Source organism: Enterococcus sp. AMC1251 (genome assembly GCF_058216535.1).
On record NZ_CM177098.1, the window covers coordinates 38,343 to 57,912 of the forward strand.

Consider the following 19,570-nt stretch of genomic DNA (forward strand, 5'->3'; position numbering starts at 1 on the left):
ATAACTGAGAACGTATACTGAGTAATGCATTTTTTCTTTTTCTATTTTTCTAGTAAGTGTTTTCATCTGTTGATAGTGGTAATGACGAAGTAATTGAAAAAAATATAGGAGGTATCAAATTATGGTAGGAATTATTATTGCTAGCCATGGGGAATTTGCTCAAGGCATTTTACAATCCGGTTCCATGATTTTTGGTGAACAGGAAAAAGTACAAGCAGTTGTATTGATGCCTAGCGAAGGCCCAGACGATTTAAAAGCAAAATTGAAAGAAGCAATCGCAACGTTTGATGAAGAAGACGAAGTATTATTTTTGGTCGATCTATGGGGAGGAACACCGTTTAACCAAGCAAATAGTCTTTTTGAAGAACATAAAGACAAATGGGCGATCGTTAGCGGATTGAACTTACCAATGTTAATCGAAGCATATGCTTCACGTTTCTCAATGAACTCAGCGCAAGAAATCGCTACTCACATCCTTGAAACAGCTAAAGAAGGTGTGCGAATCAAGCCGGAAGAATTAGAACCTGCTGAAACGCCTAAAGCTGTTTCAGAAGACGCACAGCCAAAAGGAGCACTACCGGAAGGAACAGTTGTTGGAGATGGCAAAATTAAGTTTGCTTTGACACGTGTTGACTCTCGTTTATTACATGGACAAGTCGCGACTGCATGGACAAAATCAGTTTTACCAAATCGGATCATTGTTGTTTCTGATGCAGTGTCAAAAGATGATCTTCGTAAAAAACTGATCGAACAAGCAGCGCCGCCAGGGGTTAAGGCTAATGTAATCCCACTTAGTAAGCTAATTGAAATTTCAAAAGATCCACGTTTTGGAAACACTAAAGCATTATTGCTGTTTGAAAATCCAGAAGATGTGGTTAAAGTGGTTGAAGCAGGTGTGGATATCAAAGAAGTAAATGTTGGTTCGATGGCTCATTCAGTCGGAAAAGTAGTGGTAAGTAAAGTATTATCAATGGGACAAGAAGATGTTGACGCTTTTGAAAAATTAGCAAATTTGGGTGTTAAATTTGATGTCCGTAAAGTACCGAATGACTCTAGTGCTCACATGGATGAAATCCTTAAAAAAGCAAAACATGAGTTAGCACAAGCACACTCAAAATAACACAAAAAATCAAATGAAAATAGGAGGCTTATCATGTCTATTATATCAATTATTTTAGTAATTTTCGTTGCCTTTCTAGCTGGTATGGAAGGAATTCTAGACGAATTTCAATTTCATCAACCGTTAGTGGCATGTACCTTGATCGGTTTAGTAACAGGTAATTTGGAAGCTGGGATCGTTCTTGGCGGAACATTACAAATGATCGCTCTTGGTTGGGCGAACATTGGAGCCGCAGTAGCACCGGATGCGGCATTGGCATCTGTTGCATCAGCAATTATTTTAGTATTAGGCGGACAAGGGGTTAAAGGTGTTCCTTCAGCAATCGCGATTGCTGTACCACTTGCAGTAGCGGGTCTTTTCTTAACAATGATCGTTCGTACGCTTGCTGTACCGATTGTGCATATGATGGATGCGGCAGCTGAAAAAGGGGACATTAGAAAAATTGAAATGCTTCATATTTTAGCTGTATGTATGCAAGGAATCCGTATTGCAATTCCAGCAGCAGCACTATTATTCATTCCTGCGGAAACGGTTCAATCAGCATTAGAATCAATGCCATCATGGTTAACTGAAGGTATGGCTATCGGTGGTGGTATGGTTGTAGCTGTAGGTTATGCATTAGTAATCAACATGATGGCAACCAAAGAAGTATGGCCATTCTTTATTATTGGTTTTGTCGTAGCAGCAATTTCTCAATTAACATTGATTGCTCTTGGTGCTTTAGGTGTAGCCTTAGCGTTGATCTACTTGAACCTTTCTAAAATGGGCGGTTCTTCAAATGGCAGCGGTGGTGGAAGCAATACTGGTGATCCACTTGGCGACATCTTAAACGACTATTAAAGCAAGAGGAGGAGAGAGAGACATGGCAGAAAAAATTGAATTATCAAAAAAAGATCGTTTAGCCGTTGCATGGCGCTCGACATTCATTCAGGGCTCTTGGAACTATGAACGTATGCAAAATGGTGGTTGGGCATTCTCAATGATTCCAGCGATCCGTAAATTATATAAAACAAAAGAAGATCAATCAGCAGCATTAAAACGTCATTTAGAGTTCTTTAACACTCACCCATACATTGCTTCACCGATTCTGGGTGTAACCTTAGCATTGGAAGAGGAACGTGCCAATGGAGCTCCTGTTGATGATGTAGCAATTCAAGGGGTAAAAGTTGGAATGATGGGCCCTTTAGCGGGTGTTGGTGATCCAGTATTCTGGTTTACGATCCGTCCAATGTTAGGTGCCTTAGGTGCTTCACTTGCAATTGGTGGAAATATTCTTGGCCCAATCATTTTCTTCTTAGCTTGGAATATTATTCGTTGGTCATTTATGTGGTACACACAAGAATTTGGTTATAAAGCGGGTTCTAAAATTACGGAAGACCTTTCAGGCGGATTATTGCAAGATGTAACGAAAGGTGCTTCGATTCTTGGAATGTTTGTACTAGCGGCTTTAGTACAGCGCTGGGTATCCATCAAGTTTCTTCCGATTGTTTCTACCGTTAAATTGGATAAAGGTGCTTATATAGAGTGGGATAAACTTCCGAGTGGTGGAAACGGACTACAAAAAGCGTTTGAAGAAGTTGGCTCAGGTAAAGCACTCTCAGCAATGAAAGTGACGACTTTACAAGATAACTTGGATCAATTGATTCCTGGTTTAGCTGCATTACTATTAACATTCTTCTGTATGTGGTTATTAAAGAAAAAAGTTTCACCGATTGTTATCATTCTTGGTTTGTTCGTAGTTGGTGTACTTGGCCATGTAGTCGGATTACTGTAATTTAATCTGAATTTTAAACTTAGGGCAAAAAATTCCCCAGTTTTGCCCTAAGTTCTTTTACATAGCTTAATTGTTTGAAAAAACCTATGATGAATAGGATAAATCACTGAAGAAATGAGGCAAATAAGATGGTTCAATCACTAAATACAAAAGTAGATTTCATAACCGATGCTACTGCTTTTACAGGTCTTACGGATTATGGAAAAATTATGATCGGTGACAAAGGTTTTGAATTTTACAATTCTCGTGATAGCCGTAAATTTGTTCAGATTCCATGGGAAGAAGTCGATTATGTGATCGCTTCGGTGATGTTTAAGGGGAAATGGATTCCACGTTATGCGATTCAAACGAAAAAAAACGGAACATTTACTTTCTCTTCTAAGCAACCGAAAAAAGTACTTCGGGAAATGCAGGAATATGTAGCACCTAATCACATGGTGCAGTCTTTGGGATTTTTTGATGTGATTAAGCGGGCATTTCAATCGATTGGTAAGAAAAAAGGATAAATACAAAACAGGTCTGAGCTCATTATGTGCCAGACCTGTTTTGTATTCAAGATAACTTTTTGATTTGCTTCGACAGAGTAGTAGACAAAGAGCTTTTTCTTAGCCCCTTTTAATTAATAGCTTTCGAAATAGTACAATGATAAGAAATACTAAATCATTACGTATGAAACCTCTAGAGTTAAAGATCTCCACTTTGATGGCTTCGAAAATAAGCTGAAATTGTTGTTAAAATACAGTGAATGGAATGAGTGGATGTTGCACATTACCTATTGAGTCACAAAAATTTGAAAAGCACCAATTAGGGATCAGTCAACATCTAACAAATTAGATTTGTAGCTACTTGATTGGGACTAGTTTTTAGTGTTGCTCTAATCAAAAGTCTTTTCTTTAACTATATAATTACCACTAGAATGTCGTACTTCTACTTCGTATAAACTACCTGGATTAGCTTGTTTGGTAGGATTAAATATTGATCCACTTAGCTGTCCATAATAAGCTTTTCCATTATTTACTTCAGCCATATATTTTTTATCTTCTAAGACAACGATTTTATAATTTTTATATAGCTCATTTGAAAAAGTAATAGCTAATTTATTTTTATTGAAAGCTAATTCAGAGACCATTGAGTCAAAAAATAATTGTTGTGCATAATTAATTCTTGCAGTTAACTGTTTTTCTATATTACCCGATAAAAGGGCATTTCTAGTACGTAAATCATCTAGTGTTTCCTGAGTTACATCCCCTTTTAGTTGATTATCTCCTATAAATAGATCCTCAATATCTTTTTTTAATGTAAGTTCCTTTTTATTAATTTTACTAGTGGTATACGTTTTATGAGGTAATCTAAATTGCACAGAAAAATTTTCTTGATTTTCTTGATGAGAAATCATCAAAATATTACCAGATAAATTACCATAATAAGGATGACCATTTACCAATTCAGCAAGATAATTATCAGTTCCCAAGATAACAATTTTATTATATTCTTTAAATTTATCGTTGGTAAACTCTACAAATAGTTTACCATCTGTATCAAGTGAGATATCTTTCACTAAAGATTCTAAATACCTTGTTTCTAATGTCTCTAGTAAGTCTGAAAGGGTTTGTTTGTCACCTTCATCAGTTATTTTAGCTATTTCATTTCTCATGTCATCTAACATGGATTGGGTAAGAATATCACTAAGACTTTCTTCTGAGTTTAAATATTCTAAAATAGTATTCTTTAATTGATTCGCTATAATAGAGCCATTATAGATCTGAAAATTACCATCAGAATTACTAACTTCTATCCGAATGTTATCCGTTGGGGTGATCTCAGTTTTGGTTTGCCAAACGTTTCCATTCAAATTACTATAATACGCTTTTTTGTTTGTCAATTCTGAAACATACTGACCATTTTTGGTTAACACTAACTTTTGTCCTTGATAAATATCATTTTCGAAAGCAGTTAAATTAATATTTACACCTGTTTCAGAAAGAGAGACTGTGTCAATTAGTCTTATTGGTAATTTTTTGGTTTCTTGATTATCATTTAGCCAGATTGGTTCAGGTAAATCAAGTAAGTGAAGAGTTTGATTTCTTGTAGCTTCTTCAATTGAGAATCCCCACTGTTCAAAATAAGGGACCATATTATAACCAGTTATATTGGAAACACTTAAAACGAAAGTTTGAATACGGTCATTATCTGTACTATAAGATAGTTCATTTTCTCGATAATACTGGTGTAAAGTCGGATAAAAGTCTTCTCCAAAAGTGTTCGCTAGCTGACCAAAGAGCACCATTTTCAAATTATTATTTTGTTTTTCAAAATCTTTATCTTTTGATTTTAAAAAGGTATGCATTTGAGGATAATGCTCATCAAGCGCAGTTATGGATCCAGTTATCTCTTTTTGAGCAGCCATGGAATAAATATTTACTGTAGATTCTGTTACTGATCCCCATTTCCATGGAGACTGTTGTCTTTGATGTCCACTTTCATGCCAACTTCCCCATCCATTATCTGTTTTTAATAATTTAGATAATGCACTATCGCCGTTAAATCCCATATATTCGTTTGTAGCAAACATATACATTCTTGATACTTCTATAAAATGTTGGAAATGACGATCTACAAAATTTTCTGGTTTTCCTTGATTATTAATTCCTGATACTCGATCTTGAGCTAATAAAAATGTATCGAAGTATTCCATTAATTCTTTAGGATTTTCGATGTTTTTTTTGGCTTGCTCGTAACTCACGGTAATAATAGCTTTGTTGCTTACCAATTGAACATCTGCTGCACTTGTTTCCGTAGACATTTGTTTTTGAAAATCCTCGACACTCGTTGTATTTAAATCAAAATAAGGCATAGAGCCAGTTGCCCCTGAAATTGTTACCAACGCACTTCCATTGTCATTAGGATTTGTAATATAAATGGCTCCTTTGTTCTCCATTTTTATTATGTTTGTTCCTTGATTTAAAGAATATTTTTTTTGTGTATCACGTTCGGGTGTTCCAATGACTAATTCTAATAGATCTTGTCCCTTGACTTCAATAATTAAAGTATTTCCTTCTTCTGCATATAATCCACTGGGTTCTAAACTTGAATAACTTAGTGATCTTCGTTGGCGATTTTTTTCTTGTACTGCATTGCCTCGCCCTACAAATTCTTTTGTAATCTGTTTTTGATTTTGTTGCTGTGTTTCTTCCATAGATGAAACATTTTCTTTCAATGGTTTTTGTTGTTCTCCATAAACTTCTGTATTTCCTGATAAACCACAGAATAACAATATACATGCTGGTAACCATGTTTTCATATTAGAACCTCACTTTTCATTTTATAAATTAAATTATATAACAAAAAAAAACAATTTAAAATGATTTTCGCAAAAAAAAATAAAAATTATTTTATATTTAAAAGTCGATTTTTCCGTTATTTTATTTTTGGAGAAGCGGATACGCATGTTTTTTTCTTTACTATACTCTCTTTTTGAGAAAAACAGTCAAAAACTGTAAATAAAGAAAATATAAATAATATTATATGATTAACTTCAAAAAAACATCAATAAATAATGATGAAAACGAAATGTAAAATGATTTTTTTGATTATCGGTGTTTTTTTATAAATTAAATATTTAATTATTCAAGATTCGTTTTCTTGAAAACGGGAAAAATAATATAACAAATGTTTTTGTAGATAGTACTAAGTGCTTAGAGGCGATAGGTTCTTTCTCGTAAATAATGTACAAAGAATTATTTATTAACACTATGAAAAAGTCTGAAGTTACTAATGCCATCGTTGTATTCTTGATTTTCTCTTGTCTGAATAATTCCCTTTTTTTAATCATTTTTAAGATGTAACTTTGAAATAATCTTATTAACATTTAGGTACCTAACGAGTTGTTCCATAAAAAAATGACAAGAAGAAAGAAGAAAGGAGACAGAGACAAAACTCAAGGGTTTTGTCTCTGTCTCCTAAAAACCGAATTTCACAAGTCACAATCTTTTTAAAAAGTAATTTGAAATGTTACAAGTAAAAAAGGCTGAAATAGAAATTATTTATTTTTTTACTTTTTTTACTAAAAGCCATGTACCCAAAGCTAAAGCTATAACACCGAGAATAGTTAATAAAGTAGAATTATACTCTCCGGTTGAAGGTAGTGTTTTTTTCTGAGCAGTTTCGTTTTTCGCAGTTTCCTTGTTGTTACTGCTTGGTTCAGAAGTAGTTGTACTCTCAGTTTGACTAGGCTCCGTGCCGTCAAAAAGCGGAAGTTTTACTGTATATGGTTCACTGTATTCTACAGAAGCTGGTGAATACGTGATAAGCGAAAGTAAACGACCAGAATGTTCAGAAGTAAATTGGAAAGAAAAGTGTTCAGATGCAAAATCTGAAGAAACAAAAATAGGTGGTTGTGTTTCAAGACCGACACCATAAACATATAAATCAGAGTTTGCTGATTTTTTACCACTAAGAATTTTTGTGTCTTGATCAAAGTGAACATCCCATATCTTTAAAGTAGCAACATTGTTTTTAACAAGGTAGGTAACAGAAAATAAATACTCTTGACCAGTTGCGTCTGTAGCAATTATTTGAGCTTTGTGCAGATCTAAAGTTTCGGTTTCATATGAATGTTTGGCTGGAAATTTCAAATCAGTCAATGTAAGACCAGACATTTCCTCCAAATAAGTTTTAAAATCATTTGGGTCTAAAGTATCCCCTTTTTTGTAAATTTTGCCAGGTGAAGAACTATAGTCTTTTTCAATTTGATTGCTGGCAGTTGTGTTTGACTCTGGCTGTGTGGAACTTATAGTACTTTCTTTCGTTACACTCTCTTTAGAATTAGAAGAATCACTCGAAAAGCTTGATTCTACAGATGTAGCGACTGACTGCTCAGATGAAAGAGTGGTCTGTGAACCTTCAGCAAAAGAATTTTGAGGAAACAACAAACAACCAAGCAACAAGCTAGATAAAAATAATTTTTTCATTTTAACACACTCCTAAATATTTTTTAAGCAACACTAATGTAACACTTCCGTAACATAAATGCAATAATTTTATTATTTTTTTATAAAAACTTGATTTTTAGATCCTTATTTTTGATTATACGAATTTTTCGGAGTACCATAAAAGTATTGAAAGAATTAAGAAGGAGCGGGATAGTAGAAATGAAACAATCAGAAAAAATTTAGACTGGGGATCCTTGATTCTGGGGATTCTATTTGTTTTAACAACTATCTTCAGCACTAACATTAAGTTTTATTAGTTGGATTTTATTTTGTGCTGTTTGGTATTACTCATTTAGATAAAAATTATACGAGGAGGAAACAAACATGGCGAATTATGCAGAAAAAGAGGTAAAATTAGTAAAGAAAATTGGGAAAGAAATGGATAAATTGAACATTACGCTTGGAAAAATGGAAGAAACTGATAATAAAATCAACCATTTTTTTGAACAAGAAAAAGCATTACATGAAGTGAAATCAATTATCCGTAAAGAAAATAAGATTGAAAAAGAAGAACAGCGAGCACTGGATAAAGCTGTTAAAAATGATGAAAAATGGATCGATGATCAAGATTCATTAGTGTATCAAATCAATGTTGAAATCGATAAATTAAATTCGACATTAAGTAAAATGGATAGCGATGAAAACAAAGTGAAAAGCTATTTAGAACAAAAGAAAGCTATTCATGAAATCAAAAAAATTGTAAGAAAAACAGAAGAATTAAGCTAAAAACTGATTTATAATTCAATAATATAAAGTCGAGGGTGATCTTTGATAGATTATCCTCTATTTTTTCACTTTAAAAGTACGCTATAATAGAAAAAAATTCAAAGGAATGACACCATGAGCTATCATCGTTTTAAACTACCTAAGGCCTATTGCCCAAAATGTTCAAGAAAAGTAGAATTGCTTTTTTCAGAAGACTCTTCCTCGTCGATACAATTTTATATTTGTTTTAAATGTAAAACAATCGGACAATTTGGTGTGGGGGAATTAGCTGCGAATGGTTTTTCGGCATTTTCTGCTGAACGGAAAAAAGAAATTCAAGAAACTATGCAGGAAATTCCAGATAAATATATATACAAAGCTAAAGGCAGTCAACTACGTTTAGAGGAGAAATCAGATACCTATAAAAGACGCTGGTTGAGTCTTTATGAATATGAAAAAGCCTTTGGCGAAACAATTGGCTTTAAAACAATTGATTTTCGCAAGGATTTAGACGTATGTAAATGGTGTAATCAACCTTTAGAAGGGCGAAGAAGATCCTTTTGCTCGGATCGTTGTAGTCGAAATTATGGTAAAGCAACATTTTTCAAACGAGGAATTTCTACTTTGCCTTATAGGATTGCTAGCAGAGATCTGTTTTATTGCAGAGTAACGGGAGAAGATTTAGCGATTACGAATCGTTTTGGTGTTAGAATTCCAGCGAGTAACCATCAAGTTGAAATCCATCACCTAGTTTTTGTATCAGAAGGCGGAAGTGATCATGAAAGCAATCTTTTAACAGTTTCGAAACAAGTCCATAAAGATTACCATAGCGGTGTAGGCTATGCTTTTCAAGCAATTGAAAAAATCAAAGAGCAACAATTATTGCTTCATCGAGATAAAATGTATACAGAAAAAATAAATGAATCTATTTAAATTCTCAAAAAATTACACAAATCCTAATAAGATTGAGATAAAACAGTCTTCCAGTTGTAGTAAAATAGGAATGGTATTTAACAACTATAAATAAGGGGAGATAGAAATGAAAAAGTTTGGGTTAGTACTTTTATCAGCAGTTGCAATTATTTCATTAGCAGCATGTGGAGGATCGGGGTCTTCTAGTAAAAGCGGAGACGACAATAAAACAGAAAAAAAAGCATCTCAATCGAAAATTGCATCTATTTCGATCGATGAAGGGGAATACGTTGTGCCAAAGAAAGAGGAAGCAGAAGATGGGGAAGGCTTTCTTGCTTTAAAAGTAACCATCAAAAATCAAACAGATAAAAGTTTGGATATGAGTGCGAAGGATATTATGCTTTATGATGAAGAGGATAGTAAAATCGAAGCATTGGACCTTTATCTAGATGATAGTAAAACACCGCTTCTTGCTTATGAAAAAATTTCTGGTAAGAAAAGTAAAACAGGTTACATTGTTTTTCCGGTAGAGAAAAAAGAAAAATACAAACTACATTTTGAACCAAGAATTTACGATGGAGAAAAAGAACCAGAACCAATCATTCTTGATGTAGCTGCATCTGAATACAAGGATCATAGTGAAGAAGCAATTAAAGCCGCAACAGCTTTTGTGGATGAAGTTTTTTTAGCGACTGAAAATAAAGAGTACAATAAACTAGTAGCTAATGATCGTGATGAAGCAGTTAAAAACTTTGATGAAAATTTCAATAAAGCACTCAAAAAACAATTTTATAACTATAAAGTGACGGATGAAGAAGGTTTAGCGCTGGCTAAAGTTTTTAGAGAAGATAATGCAAAAGTTGCCACTGTTGAGTATGAGATTGCATCGTATTTTCCTGATGTAGCGGAAATAACATTGAAGCTAGAGGGGTTGTCATTTAAAGAAATGAGCGATGACATGGAAGCGGCAAATAAGGAATATTACGACGCTCACGAAGATCAAGAGTTTGATGAGAAAAGTAAAGCCGCACAAAAGGCAGTGTTAGACAAGTTGCCTGAAATCTTCAAAAATTCAAAACCAGTAAGTATTGATGATTATGATGATTATAAAGTAGTAATGAAGAAAAAAGATGATAAATGGGAAATTCAAACAAAAAATTCTCTTAATTATTTTGAGAGCCTTGAACAAGCTTTCCGCGGAAACATGTATAAATAAAATAAAAAACGATTCAGCTCACCTAGAGACTGAATCGTTTTTTTTTATGAAGAAGCAAAAAATGCTAAATTGACGACTATGCTTAGTAATATCTACGACGATTATTTGATGGACCTGAAATCTTACGAACTAGCCATACTGCGATAGCCACAGGAATCATGATTTTAACCGCAAACCATAATAAACCACCTAAAAGTCCAAGCACAATACTCAAAATAATACTACCTGCGAAGAATAATCCGATTGCCATTAATATATTCATTACCATTGATTGTTGTCTCATTTTATAAAACCTCCATTTTTTCTCTTGTTCTCTATGAATAAAGTATAGCAAGAATTCTTACTTAAGGAATCCACCTTTAGGCTGATTTTCTCTCCATCCTAAGGCGGGTCATTATGATTGTGTTTGTCTAAAAAGAACGTAAAATGAAAATAAGGAGATGAAGAAAATGTCAAAATCAAGGCTAGAAGCTTTTACGGATGCTGTTATTGCGATAGTGATGACTATCCTAGTGTTAGAATTGCACCAACCGAAAACAGATACTTTAGCTGGTTTAGTCGGAATTGAGCGGAAATTATTTATTTATGTAGTTAGTTTTGTAATGCTGGCAATTTATTGGAACAATCATCATCATATGTTTCAATTGGTCCAGAAAATAGATGGTCGTGTTCTTTGGGCGAATAACTTTTTTATTTTTACTTTAACCTTGGTTCCATTTGTTACTGCTTGGGTCGGGGATTTTATCAATAGTTTAGTACCGCAGATAACTTATGGCATCATGACTCTTTTAGCAAACATTTCATACCTAGTTCTGACTAAAGAGTTGATACGAGTAAATGGGAGCAATTCTAAATTAAGTGAATTTTTTCAGCGCTATAATAAGTCTTATGTAACAATATTCTTGAATATCTTAGGCTTGTTCTTAGGTTGGCTGATTCATCCCTATTTTGTGTTGATTTTAAATATTGGTATTTTGATTATGTGGATCATCCCCGATAGACGAATTGAAAAGCAATATAAAGAGTAAGTATACAAAGTGAGATACGGCTGATTTTTGGTACTATCACATCTTTTTTGATGAAAAAACAGATAAAAAAATTAGAAAATCCTAATAAAACAATGTTTTTCATAGTTATTCTCATTTTTTTTCAATATTTAGACATTTTTTGAAAACATCTAGAGCTATTTTTAGTGTAAAATTAAAGATGATTGGTTAAAAACGAGAGTAATAAACAAAGAATTGTAAACAGAATGTACAGGGAATTAGAGTGTAAATAGTACAGAGCTATTTTTACTGCTTTAATTCAAACAAACTGGTACTACAAAAAGTTATTTTGACTATAAAAAGAGTGATTTTAAATAAAAGGTAAGGTACAAGAAAAAAAGGGGCCGTTAGTACATATGGAAAAGTTGAATCTTACAAAAAATAAACCAGTAAATAAAAAAGTGTTTTTAAGAAAAGAAATTGAAGCAAATCGATTAGGAGAAGAACTCTATTCAGATGATGTGCTGAGTCAATATTCTGTTTACCTTATCAGGAAATTCGAAGTAACAGAAGATTATGAACAGCCAGAACAATTTGAAACACTTTTAGCAGTTCTTCCGGAAGAATTCAATCATGAATTTGAAGACTGTGTCGCGAAAAATGTTTATGTGCGTGTGACGCAAAAAGCAGTTTATATCACCTTACTTTTGGCTTTAGCGCATCCGTTAAGCAAGTTGCAAATCAGCGATTTGCGTACTTGGATCAGCAGTTTAACAGTTCCAGAATTACCATTAGAGCACATGTCTAGTTTCTCCAAAGAAGTTCCGCTTGAAATGGTAAAAGGACTGCAGGAAACGAATAGTGAAGTTTTACTTTTAACAGAAATGATGAATCAATTTAGTGACAACTTAAATGATATTTACAAAGAAATTCAATCAGTCAAAGACAAGAGAACGCCGCCAGTAGTTAAAGTAATACAAAGTAAAGTTGCTGCTAAAGAGGCGTTGGAATCTGAAAACGCTAAGCAATTAAAAATAGCAACTAAAAAAATTACCCAGTTAGCAGAAGAATTTTCAACATTTAAAACACATGTAAATAACAAATTAACAAATATACCAAAATCAAAGACACCGCCGAAATTTAAAATCACATATGGGTCAGGTGAAGAAGCAGGACCGTCGTTGGAATCTCGTTTAGATGAAGCACTGCAGAGAATTGAAACACTAGCGCAAAAAATGGTGCACTCAGATCAAAAAGTTATGGAACTGAATAAAACAATCGAAAAAAATAAACAAGTGAAAAAACCGAAATTAACCTTCTCTAATGCAAAAAAAGCAATTAATGAGCAAGATAAGCTGGCAGAAAAATTGGCAACAACCAGTGAAGAAGTCACAACCATTGCACAACAGTTAAAGCAAGTTAATGATAAATTGAATGCGGTGGAATCAACCGTTGAAGCAAAACCAGATGCTGAAGCATTGGCAAGAATAGAAAAAGATCATGGACAATTACAAGAAACAGCGTCAGAAACTGTTAAATTAAACCAAGTGATCGATCAATTGACAATGAAATTACAAACCGTTGAAACCGAACTTACAACAATCAAAAGTAAAAAGAAAAAAGTACCAACAGTAAAACTGACAAAAAGCGATTCAGCAACAAGATTCGCTGAACAGCATCAAAAAGATCAAGAACAATTAAAATCAAATGCAACAGAAATCAAAAAATTAACACAAACTGTGGGTAAAGTGGACGTTCAATTGATTAAAGCGCACCAGAAAATTGCTGAATTAGAACAAAAAATGCGTCAAACAACAAACGTTGATCCGATAGTAAGCCAAGAACCAGTAGCAATTGTTCAGCAAGCTCCTGTAACCAGATCAAATAATACAATGATGGGACCACCAGCACCACCGACGAGTCCAGAAACATCACAACAAAAGACTGCTGTACAAGCGAATAGAAATTTCCCAACAAAAGAGACATTTCTACAAGCAAACAGACCAGCTAGACCAGTGGCAGAAGTAGATGGAGAGAGACCAACTGTTACTTTAGCGATCGAAGAAATGCTTGATCGAGTTTCAGAAAAGCATCCTCAAACAGCTGAAACCAGAAATTCTTGGGCATTTGATGAAAGATATAATCAAAATGGCTATGAATCAGAAGAGTCACAAGGTCCGTCTTTACGTCGTTTGAAAAAATTAGAGTGGGATATCCATTCATTTTTCCAACAAGGACGAGGAATAGGGCATAAAGGGATGATGCCAAAAGATGATTTTTATGCGAATATTCGCAAAATCGAAGTATTGCCGTATTTGTGGGCTTCTGTATATGAACGAGAAAAGAAAGATATTTTGCTAGGCAATGAATTAAGTAGTCAACAGCTCGTTGAGGATTTGGATGAATTTTTAGATGAAGTAGAAGTACTATCCAAGAAACGAAAAGTTATGGGTAAGTGGATTTATTGCCCGAAAGAAGTAGAACAAAAGATGGAAGGATATAAACTGTTGAGTGAATATCTTGAGACGTATCTTGCCAGACAGAATGGGTAAGGCATAGGAACTGAGATCGACTGTTTTTGGGTTGATCTTAGTTTTTTATTTTTTTGTGACTTAGGTTTGATTTAGAGAAGGAATCGGGGGATTAACGTGGAGGAAGGTTATGCTTCGCTATAATAATCTGCAAAATGGAAAGGCTGTACGGAAACTGGTTATTTTTTAACTAATACCATATCTATTAGCATTTTGAAAAAGTTATTCTCTGTCAAAGCATCTTTTATTTTAAAACTATTTCCATATATAATAAAAAACATGATAAACTATTATTGTTCATCTTTTTTCACATTAAAAATTAAAGGAGTTTACAATGGAAATTAAAGTAAGGGATTTAGTTATGCGCTATGGTCGTGCTGAAGTTTTAAACATTCGTACTTTGGATTTTGAAAAAGGCACATCGTATGGTTTGGTTGGTCATAACGGTGCGGGTAAAACAACGTTATTTAAATGTATGACGAATATCATCGCTAATTACCAAGGAGAAATTTTAATCAATGAGACATCTGTGAAACTACACAATGAAGTGTTGCTGAATGTAGGAATTGTTCTAGACGGCATGTCTGTTTATTCGAATCGTTCTGGCTGGTTCAATATCCAGTATTTTTCTGGATTGCGTGGAACGTTTGATGAAGACAAAGCGAAAGATTTAGCTAGAGAGTTGGATTTATTTGCTGTGTTGGATCAAAAAGTAAAAACGTATTCTTATGGAATGCAGAAAAAATTGATCTTATTGATTGCTTTGATGCATACACCAGAGGTTTTGATTTTAGACGAACCGTTTCGTGGGTTAGATATCGACACCGTTAAATGGTTTAAAAATTACTTGAAACAATTGACAGAACAAGGATTAACATTGGTGATTTCCAGTCATGTCCAAAACGACTTAGAAGCGCTATGTGATATTGTATATGTGATTGATCGTGGTCGCATCTCTGAAACAATCGATATCAATGCAGAAAAGAATAAACAGATTCGCCGAATTGACACGACAAATAATGCCCGTCTGACCGAAATTTTGGATGAGGCTAATTATTACTATCAGATAGAAGCTGAAGACGGCGTCAAATTGGACATCTCTGATGAACGCTGGGTATTTGTGAAACAACGTTTAACAGAGGAAGCAATTGATATTTCTGAGCTATCTAAAGTGAAAATTTTAGAAGAGAAATTGAATTAGGAGGGGCAAAAAAATGACTGGAAAACTGATTTTTAAAATGGAATTATTTAAATTTTTACGAGATAAAAGCTTTTTAATTACCGCTGGAGTTATTAGTGTGTTGAATATTGTCTTGACATTGCTTTCAATAAGTTTAGCATCGAATTTTACAGATTCATATTATGAATCAAACGCTGCAGCATCAATGATAGTAACCTTAGCATTTGTGGGTGTAGTTGTCTTATTTGGAAATATTATTTTTGCTTATGTTTATCCATTCCACATGATTTCTATGGATTATAAAAATAATGTTATGGCAATGATGGTTGCTTCAGGTGTGAATAGACGAAAATTATTTTTTGCAAAAATAGGTGCAATTTTTATTTGTACGATTGCTTTGATGCTGATGATCGCATTGATTCCTATGCTATTGATTTTGATAAAATTAATTCAATTAGATGCGTGGGACAGTTTTGCTGATGGGTTTAATTCAGCATTTTATTATACAGATTTGAGCTTTGGAAAATTTATTTTTTCTAGTTTGTTTGGTTACTTGAATATGTTGATGGTGATTGCAGCGTCTTGTATCATCATGAAAGGTAAAAATCTTTCGTTTTTACTGTTCATTGGTTTCAATATTCTGAGTAGTTTGATAACTGGAATTTTACAAACATTAGCTTATTCATTTGACTTTAGTTCAACTGGAAGTTATACGTTTCAGTTATTCTTGACGATTGTTTCGATTGTTATTTTTGGCTATATTTCATTAAGAACATTAGAAAGACAAAATTTATAAAAAATTGAGAGATAAAGCAGGTGATCTAATTCTAGCTTTATCTCTCTCGCTTTTTCTTAGAAAGGCAAGTTCGCTATATAGTCATAATTGGTGTAGTTGTTAAGCTGGGATAATAAAGCTTAACAACTAACTTTTTTGAAAAATAGTGATTTCAAGAGCGACACTGGAAAAATGACTAGTTATAAGCTAACATATAGAAGAAAAACTGTTTAACAAGTACAAAGGTGGTGAGAAGGTGAAAAATAGAATGAATAAACTATTCCATTGGATGAAAGAACACAGTTTATTATTAAAACTAATATTTCTTGGCTCTGTGTTAATCTTCGTAGCCAACCAAGTGACGCATATTGTTCAGGGGATGACTTGGCAAGATGTTTTTCATACGATGGGACAGCAGAGTCGCTTTCGTATAATCGGAATGATTTTTGCTGGTTTGCTAGGTGTACTGCCGATGCTTTTATATGATGTAGTTGTGGTAAAAGTGCTTGAAGAACAAGGCGAGTCAAAAATGAGTCGCTGGGAGTGGTTTGTTTCTGCCTGGGTCACAAATACAATTAATAATCTTGCTGGTTTTGGCGGTGTGGTGGGTGCAACCTTGAGAGCTAATTTTTATGGCAAAGACGCGCCGCGTAAAAAAGTGGTTGCTACGGTTTCTAAAGTAGCGTTGTTTATGATTTCTGGGTTGTCTATTTTATCGTGTATTGCGTTTGTTGATGTCTTTTTTATTCGACCAGATAGTTTATTTCGAGAGTATTGGGTCTGGCTGCTTGCAGGAAGTTTGATTGCGCCAATTTTATTGCTATTTACTCACCTAAAAAAATATACGTTGTTTAAGGATTTTTTTCCGAAAGGTGTTTTTCTTTTATTAGGTGCTTCATTTGGGCAGTGGGTAGGCGCGTTGCTTGTCTTTTTAAGTGTAGGAGCATTGATGAGAGTCGATGTATCGCTACTTTCGGTGTATCCAATGTTTGTGATAGCAACCCTGATTGGGATGCTGACAATGGTTCCAGGAGGAATGGGAACTTTTGACGTCTTGATGATTTTAGGTTTATCTCAGTTAGGCGTTGGGCAATCTACAGCTGTAGTTTGGTTGATTTATTATCGATTGTTTTATTATGTGTTGCCTTTTATTACTGGAATTATTTTATTTATTCATCAAACAGGAATCAAAATCAATCGATTTTTTGACAATTTACCACAGCTTTTCTCGCAAAAAGTGGCGCACTTTATTTTAGTTGCAGCACTTTATTTTGCTGGAATTATGATGGTTTTACTTTCAACCATCACGAACTTATCGAACGTTAGTCGTCTGTTTAAAATTTTATTACCGTTTTCTTTTGATTTCTTAGATCAAACATTTAATATGTTAATCGGATTTTTGTTGCTAGGGCTGGCCAGAGGGATTTCTATGAAAGTAAAAAAAGCATACTGGCCAACGATTGGGTTATTAATTTTCGGGATCGCTAATACAATTTCTAGAACAGCTTCATGGCAGTTGATTTTAGTTTATCTAGTTATTCTTTCCGCTGTCTTTTTAGCAAGAAAAGAGTTTTACCGGGAAAAATTTGTTTATTCTTGGGGTGCGCTTGCAGTCGACGGGGTTTTGTTTAGTTTCTTATTTATTATTTACGCTGTTGCTGGATATTACAGTTCTCATCCAGATAAAACAGGACCGTTACCTCATACGTTTTTACTTTTTCCTTCAGATGATGTCTGGTTTTCTGGTTTGATTGGTTTAGGAATTTCAATGATCAGCTTGATTACGCTGTATCAATACTTAGCAGATACGTCAAAAAATTTAGGTGTCTCTTATCAAGAAGAGCGGTTAACAGCGTTGATCGACAAATACGGCGGGACTGAGGGCAGTCATCTGTTATATTTGAAAAATTACTCTTATTATTATTATCAGGAAAATAATGAAGATCAAATCTTGTTTGCTTATCAGATCAAGGCAAATAAATGTTTTATTTTAGCTGATCCACTTGGCAATAAAGAAAAGTGGGCACAGGCTACATTAGCTTTTATGGATAGTGCCGATCTGCTAGGGTATCAAGCCGCCTTTTATCGAATCAGTGAAGTTTACGCAATGGTTTTGCATGATTTGGGATTTAATTTTATGAAAGCTGGGGAAGAAGGAATCGTTGATTTTGCTTGTATTGAATCAGCATCGATTTCTTTAGACACAAATAACATGAAACTTCAGCATTTAAGTAATTTGGGCTACAAGTTTACGATGTATCATGAGCCTATTTCAGATGAACTGTTGCAAGAATTGGCACGTATATCCGAAGAGTGGTCAGGGTCTCAGCGAGAACGAAATTTTGTTGGGGGATATTTTGACAAAGAATATCTTAGGTTGAGTGATGTAGGGATTTTGCGAAATGTTCGGCAGGAAGTGATTGGTTTTATTACAGCTAAACCAATTATTAAAAATCAGAAAATGTCCTATGATTTATTACGTTATTCTGGACAAGCGCCAGAGCATGTTACGGATTTTTTACTGACTCATTTTATTGCTGTCTATCAAAAACGTGGTTACGAGTCTATTTATTTAGGAACAGCGCCGTTATCTAATGTTGGTGAAACAAAATATTCGTTTTTAAATGAGCGCTTTATCAATATTTTTTATAAGTATGGCGATCAAATTTATGGATTTAAAGATGCAAGGAAAGAAAAAGAACAGTATGTAACAAATTGGGAATCGAGATATTTTGCTTATTTTAAACAAAGCAACGTGTTATTTGCTTTTATCCAGTTGGCGTTATTGGTTGAGCGTGATAAGGGGAAAGCAAACTCTTTAGTAGAAGAGGCGATGATTGAGCTTAGGACGAGTGGGACGCAAGGTCAAAAATAGAAGAGAAGAAACAGAACAAATTTTGAATGCCTCAGTGCATGAAATTAAGCGAGCTACGAGCTGGCATAGAAAAGGTATTTACTTGGTTTTAGAAGTTAAGGCTTTCGTCATGAGCTAGGATAGTTTAGATCAAAAAACGCTATGTATTTTCTGAAACTAGCTTATCAGTCTTTTAAATTATAGTGCTCATTAAATCAATGAGGATGAGGAGTGTGGGATGAAAGTAAAAAGCACTTTTGCCTTACACTCTAAAACCGAACAAACGGTGGTGCAAAAACAACTACTATGTTTCGTTCCGAAGCCATCAAATTCTAAGTGCTTTAGCACTTAGAATTTGGACTCTATACTTTCTGATGTTGGTGAGAAATCACTGGCATCTTTTTTTAATGCGAAATAATAGAAAAGACACCCTGATATCCTTTAGAATTAATCTTAGAATTTCTTTAGGCTTTGGATTTTCTCCACTAACATCAAAAAGTATATAACGTTTTTGGTTAAACAGAAT

Annotated in this window: 15 protein-coding genes; 12 read left to right on the forward strand and 3 right to left on the reverse strand. The window is 34.0% G+C overall.

Features of this window, described 5'->3' with window-relative positions:
• Positions 1 to 121 precede the first annotated feature (121 nt).
• The 4 genes from AC4BBR_RS00165 to AC4BBR_RS00180 all read left to right on the forward strand — a co-directional run bounded on the left by AC4BBR_RS00165 (position 122) and on the right by AC4BBR_RS00180 (position 3,400).
• Entirely contained in the window at positions 122 to 1,120 is a 999-nt protein-coding gene (locus tag AC4BBR_RS00165; RefSeq protein ID WP_490460597.1) for a mannose/fructose/sorbose PTS transporter subunit IIA, read from the forward strand.
• Between the two features lie 33 nt (positions 1,121 to 1,153).
• Positions 1,154 to 1,960 (forward strand): PTS mannose/fructose/sorbose transporter subunit IIC, encoded by an 807-nt coding sequence (locus AC4BBR_RS00170; protein WP_490460598.1) that lies wholly within the window; start codon positions 1,154 to 1,156, stop codon positions 1,958 to 1,960.
• A gap of 22 nt (positions 1,961 to 1,982) precedes the next feature.
• The gene (locus AC4BBR_RS00175; protein ID WP_490460599.1) at positions 1,983 to 2,894 is read left to right on the forward strand and encodes a PTS system mannose/fructose/sorbose family transporter subunit IID; all 912 of its coding nucleotides are present in this window, start codon (positions 1,983 to 1,985) and stop codon (positions 2,892 to 2,894) included.
• A 128-nt stretch (positions 2,895 to 3,022) separates the two neighbouring features.
• Entirely contained in the window at positions 3,023 to 3,400 is a 378-nt protein-coding gene (locus AC4BBR_RS00180) for a DUF956 family protein (RefSeq protein ID WP_490460600.1), read from the forward strand.
• Between the two features lie 368 nt (positions 3,401 to 3,768).
• On the opposite strand, the gene AC4BBR_RS00185 is transcribed toward AC4BBR_RS00180, so the two are convergent.
• Positions 3,769 to 6,195 carry a M60 family metallopeptidase gene (locus AC4BBR_RS00185; RefSeq protein WP_490460601.1) on the reverse strand — a complete coding sequence of 809 codons (2,427 nt, stop codon included), beginning with the start codon at positions 6,193 to 6,195 and terminating at the stop codon, positions 3,769 to 3,771.
• 742 nt (positions 6,196 to 6,937) lie between these two features.
• On the reverse strand, positions 6,938 to 7,864 hold the full coding sequence (locus AC4BBR_RS00190; protein ID WP_490460602.1) for an LPXTG cell wall anchor domain-containing protein: 927 nt from the start codon (positions 7,862 to 7,864) through the stop codon (positions 6,938 to 6,940).
• 345 nt (positions 7,865 to 8,209) lie between these two features.
• On the opposite strand from AC4BBR_RS00190, the gene AC4BBR_RS00195 reads away from it, so the two are divergent.
• The 3 genes from AC4BBR_RS00195 (at position 8,210) to AC4BBR_RS00205 (ending at position 10,718) form a co-directional block, all read left to right on the forward strand.
• Complete coding sequence (locus tag AC4BBR_RS00195) at positions 8,210 to 8,611, forward strand: hypothetical protein (RefSeq protein ID WP_490460603.1); 402 nt, start codon at positions 8,210 to 8,212, stop codon at positions 8,609 to 8,611.
• A 114-nt stretch (positions 8,612 to 8,725) separates the two neighbouring features.
• Positions 8,726 to 9,523, forward strand: coding sequence for an HNH endonuclease (locus AC4BBR_RS00200; protein ID WP_490460604.1), 798 nt, complete (start codon positions 8,726 to 8,728; stop codon positions 9,521 to 9,523).
• A 106-nt stretch (positions 9,524 to 9,629) separates the two neighbouring features.
• Entirely contained in the window at positions 9,630 to 10,718 is a 1,089-nt protein-coding gene (locus AC4BBR_RS00205) for a DUF5105 domain-containing protein (protein WP_490460605.1), read from the forward strand.
• Positions 10,719 to 10,800: 82 nt separating this feature from the next.
• Here AC4BBR_RS00205 and AC4BBR_RS00210 read toward each other — a convergent pair whose 3' ends face one another.
• Positions 10,801 to 11,001 (reverse strand): hypothetical protein, encoded by a 201-nt coding sequence (locus tag AC4BBR_RS00210; RefSeq protein WP_490460606.1) that lies wholly within the window; start codon positions 10,999 to 11,001, stop codon positions 10,801 to 10,803.
• Between the two features lie 166 nt (positions 11,002 to 11,167).
• Here AC4BBR_RS00210 and AC4BBR_RS00215 point away from each other — a divergent pair, with 166 nt between their 5' ends.
• The 5 genes from AC4BBR_RS00215 to mprF all read left to right on the forward strand — a co-directional run bounded on the left by AC4BBR_RS00215 (position 11,168) and on the right by mprF (position 19,065).
• The gene (locus AC4BBR_RS00215; protein WP_490460607.1) at positions 11,168 to 11,746 is read left to right on the forward strand and encodes a TMEM175 family protein; all 579 of its coding nucleotides are present in this window, start codon (positions 11,168 to 11,170) and stop codon (positions 11,744 to 11,746) included.
• 374 nt (positions 11,747 to 12,120) lie between these two features.
• A complete protein-coding gene (locus AC4BBR_RS00220; RefSeq protein WP_490460608.1) occupies positions 12,121 to 14,256 on the forward strand; it encodes a hypothetical protein in 2,136 nt (711 codons plus the stop codon).
• 313 nt (positions 14,257 to 14,569) lie between these two features.
• Complete coding sequence (locus AC4BBR_RS00225; protein ID WP_490460609.1) at positions 14,570 to 15,436, forward strand: ABC transporter ATP-binding protein; 867 nt, start codon at positions 14,570 to 14,572, stop codon at positions 15,434 to 15,436.
• A 13-nt stretch (positions 15,437 to 15,449) separates the two neighbouring features.
• Positions 15,450 to 16,211 carry an ABC transporter permease gene (locus AC4BBR_RS00230; protein WP_490460610.1) on the forward strand — a complete coding sequence of 254 codons (762 nt, stop codon included), beginning with the start codon at positions 15,450 to 15,452 and terminating at the stop codon, positions 16,209 to 16,211.
• 247 nt (positions 16,212 to 16,458) lie between these two features.
• On the forward strand, positions 16,459 to 19,065 hold the full coding sequence (gene mprF, locus AC4BBR_RS00235; protein ID WP_490462145.1) for a bifunctional lysylphosphatidylglycerol flippase/synthetase MprF: 2,607 nt from the start codon (positions 16,459 to 16,461) through the stop codon (positions 19,063 to 19,065).
• Positions 19,066 to 19,570 lie beyond the last annotated feature (505 nt).

What these genes read in the sequence shown, in the direction of transcription:
- AC4BBR_RS00165 (WP_490460597.1), top strand. Translation starts at nt 122, where the DNA reads ATGGTAGGAATTATTATTGCTAGCCATGGGGAATTTGCTCAAGGCATT.
- AC4BBR_RS00170 (WP_490460598.1), top strand. Translation starts at nt 1,154, where the DNA reads ATGTCTATTATATCAATTATTTTAGTAATTTTCGTTGCCTTTCTAGCT.
- AC4BBR_RS00175 (WP_490460599.1), top strand. Translation starts at nt 1,983, where the DNA reads ATGGCAGAAAAAATTGAATTATCAAAAAAAGATCGTTTAGCCGTTGCA.
- AC4BBR_RS00180 (WP_490460600.1), top strand. Translation starts at nt 3,023, where the DNA reads ATGGTTCAATCACTAAATACAAAAGTAGATTTCATAACCGATGCTACT.
- AC4BBR_RS00185 (WP_490460601.1), bottom strand. Translation starts at nt 6,195, where the DNA reads ATGAAAACATGGTTACCAGCATGTATATTGTTATTCTGTGGTTTATCA.
- AC4BBR_RS00190 (WP_490460602.1), bottom strand. Translation starts at nt 7,864, where the DNA reads ATGAAAAAATTATTTTTATCTAGCTTGTTGCTTGGTTGTTTGTTGTTT.
- AC4BBR_RS00195 (WP_490460603.1), top strand. Translation starts at nt 8,210, where the DNA reads ATGGCGAATTATGCAGAAAAAGAGGTAAAATTAGTAAAGAAAATTGGG.
- AC4BBR_RS00200 (WP_490460604.1), top strand. Translation starts at nt 8,726, where the DNA reads ATGAGCTATCATCGTTTTAAACTACCTAAGGCCTATTGCCCAAAATGT.
- AC4BBR_RS00205 (WP_490460605.1), top strand. Translation starts at nt 9,630, where the DNA reads ATGAAAAAGTTTGGGTTAGTACTTTTATCAGCAGTTGCAATTATTTCA.
- AC4BBR_RS00210 (WP_490460606.1), bottom strand. Translation starts at nt 11,001, where the DNA reads ATGAGACAACAATCAATGGTAATGAATATATTAATGGCAATCGGATTA.
- AC4BBR_RS00215 (WP_490460607.1), top strand. Translation starts at nt 11,168, where the DNA reads ATGTCAAAATCAAGGCTAGAAGCTTTTACGGATGCTGTTATTGCGATA.
- AC4BBR_RS00220 (WP_490460608.1), top strand. Translation starts at nt 12,121, where the DNA reads ATGGAAAAGTTGAATCTTACAAAAAATAAACCAGTAAATAAAAAAGTG.
- AC4BBR_RS00225 (WP_490460609.1), top strand. Translation starts at nt 14,570, where the DNA reads ATGGAAATTAAAGTAAGGGATTTAGTTATGCGCTATGGTCGTGCTGAA.
- AC4BBR_RS00230 (WP_490460610.1), top strand. Translation starts at nt 15,450, where the DNA reads ATGACTGGAAAACTGATTTTTAAAATGGAATTATTTAAATTTTTACGA.
- mprF (WP_490462145.1), top strand. Translation starts at nt 16,459, where the DNA reads ATGAATAAACTATTCCATTGGATGAAAGAACACAGTTTATTATTAAAA.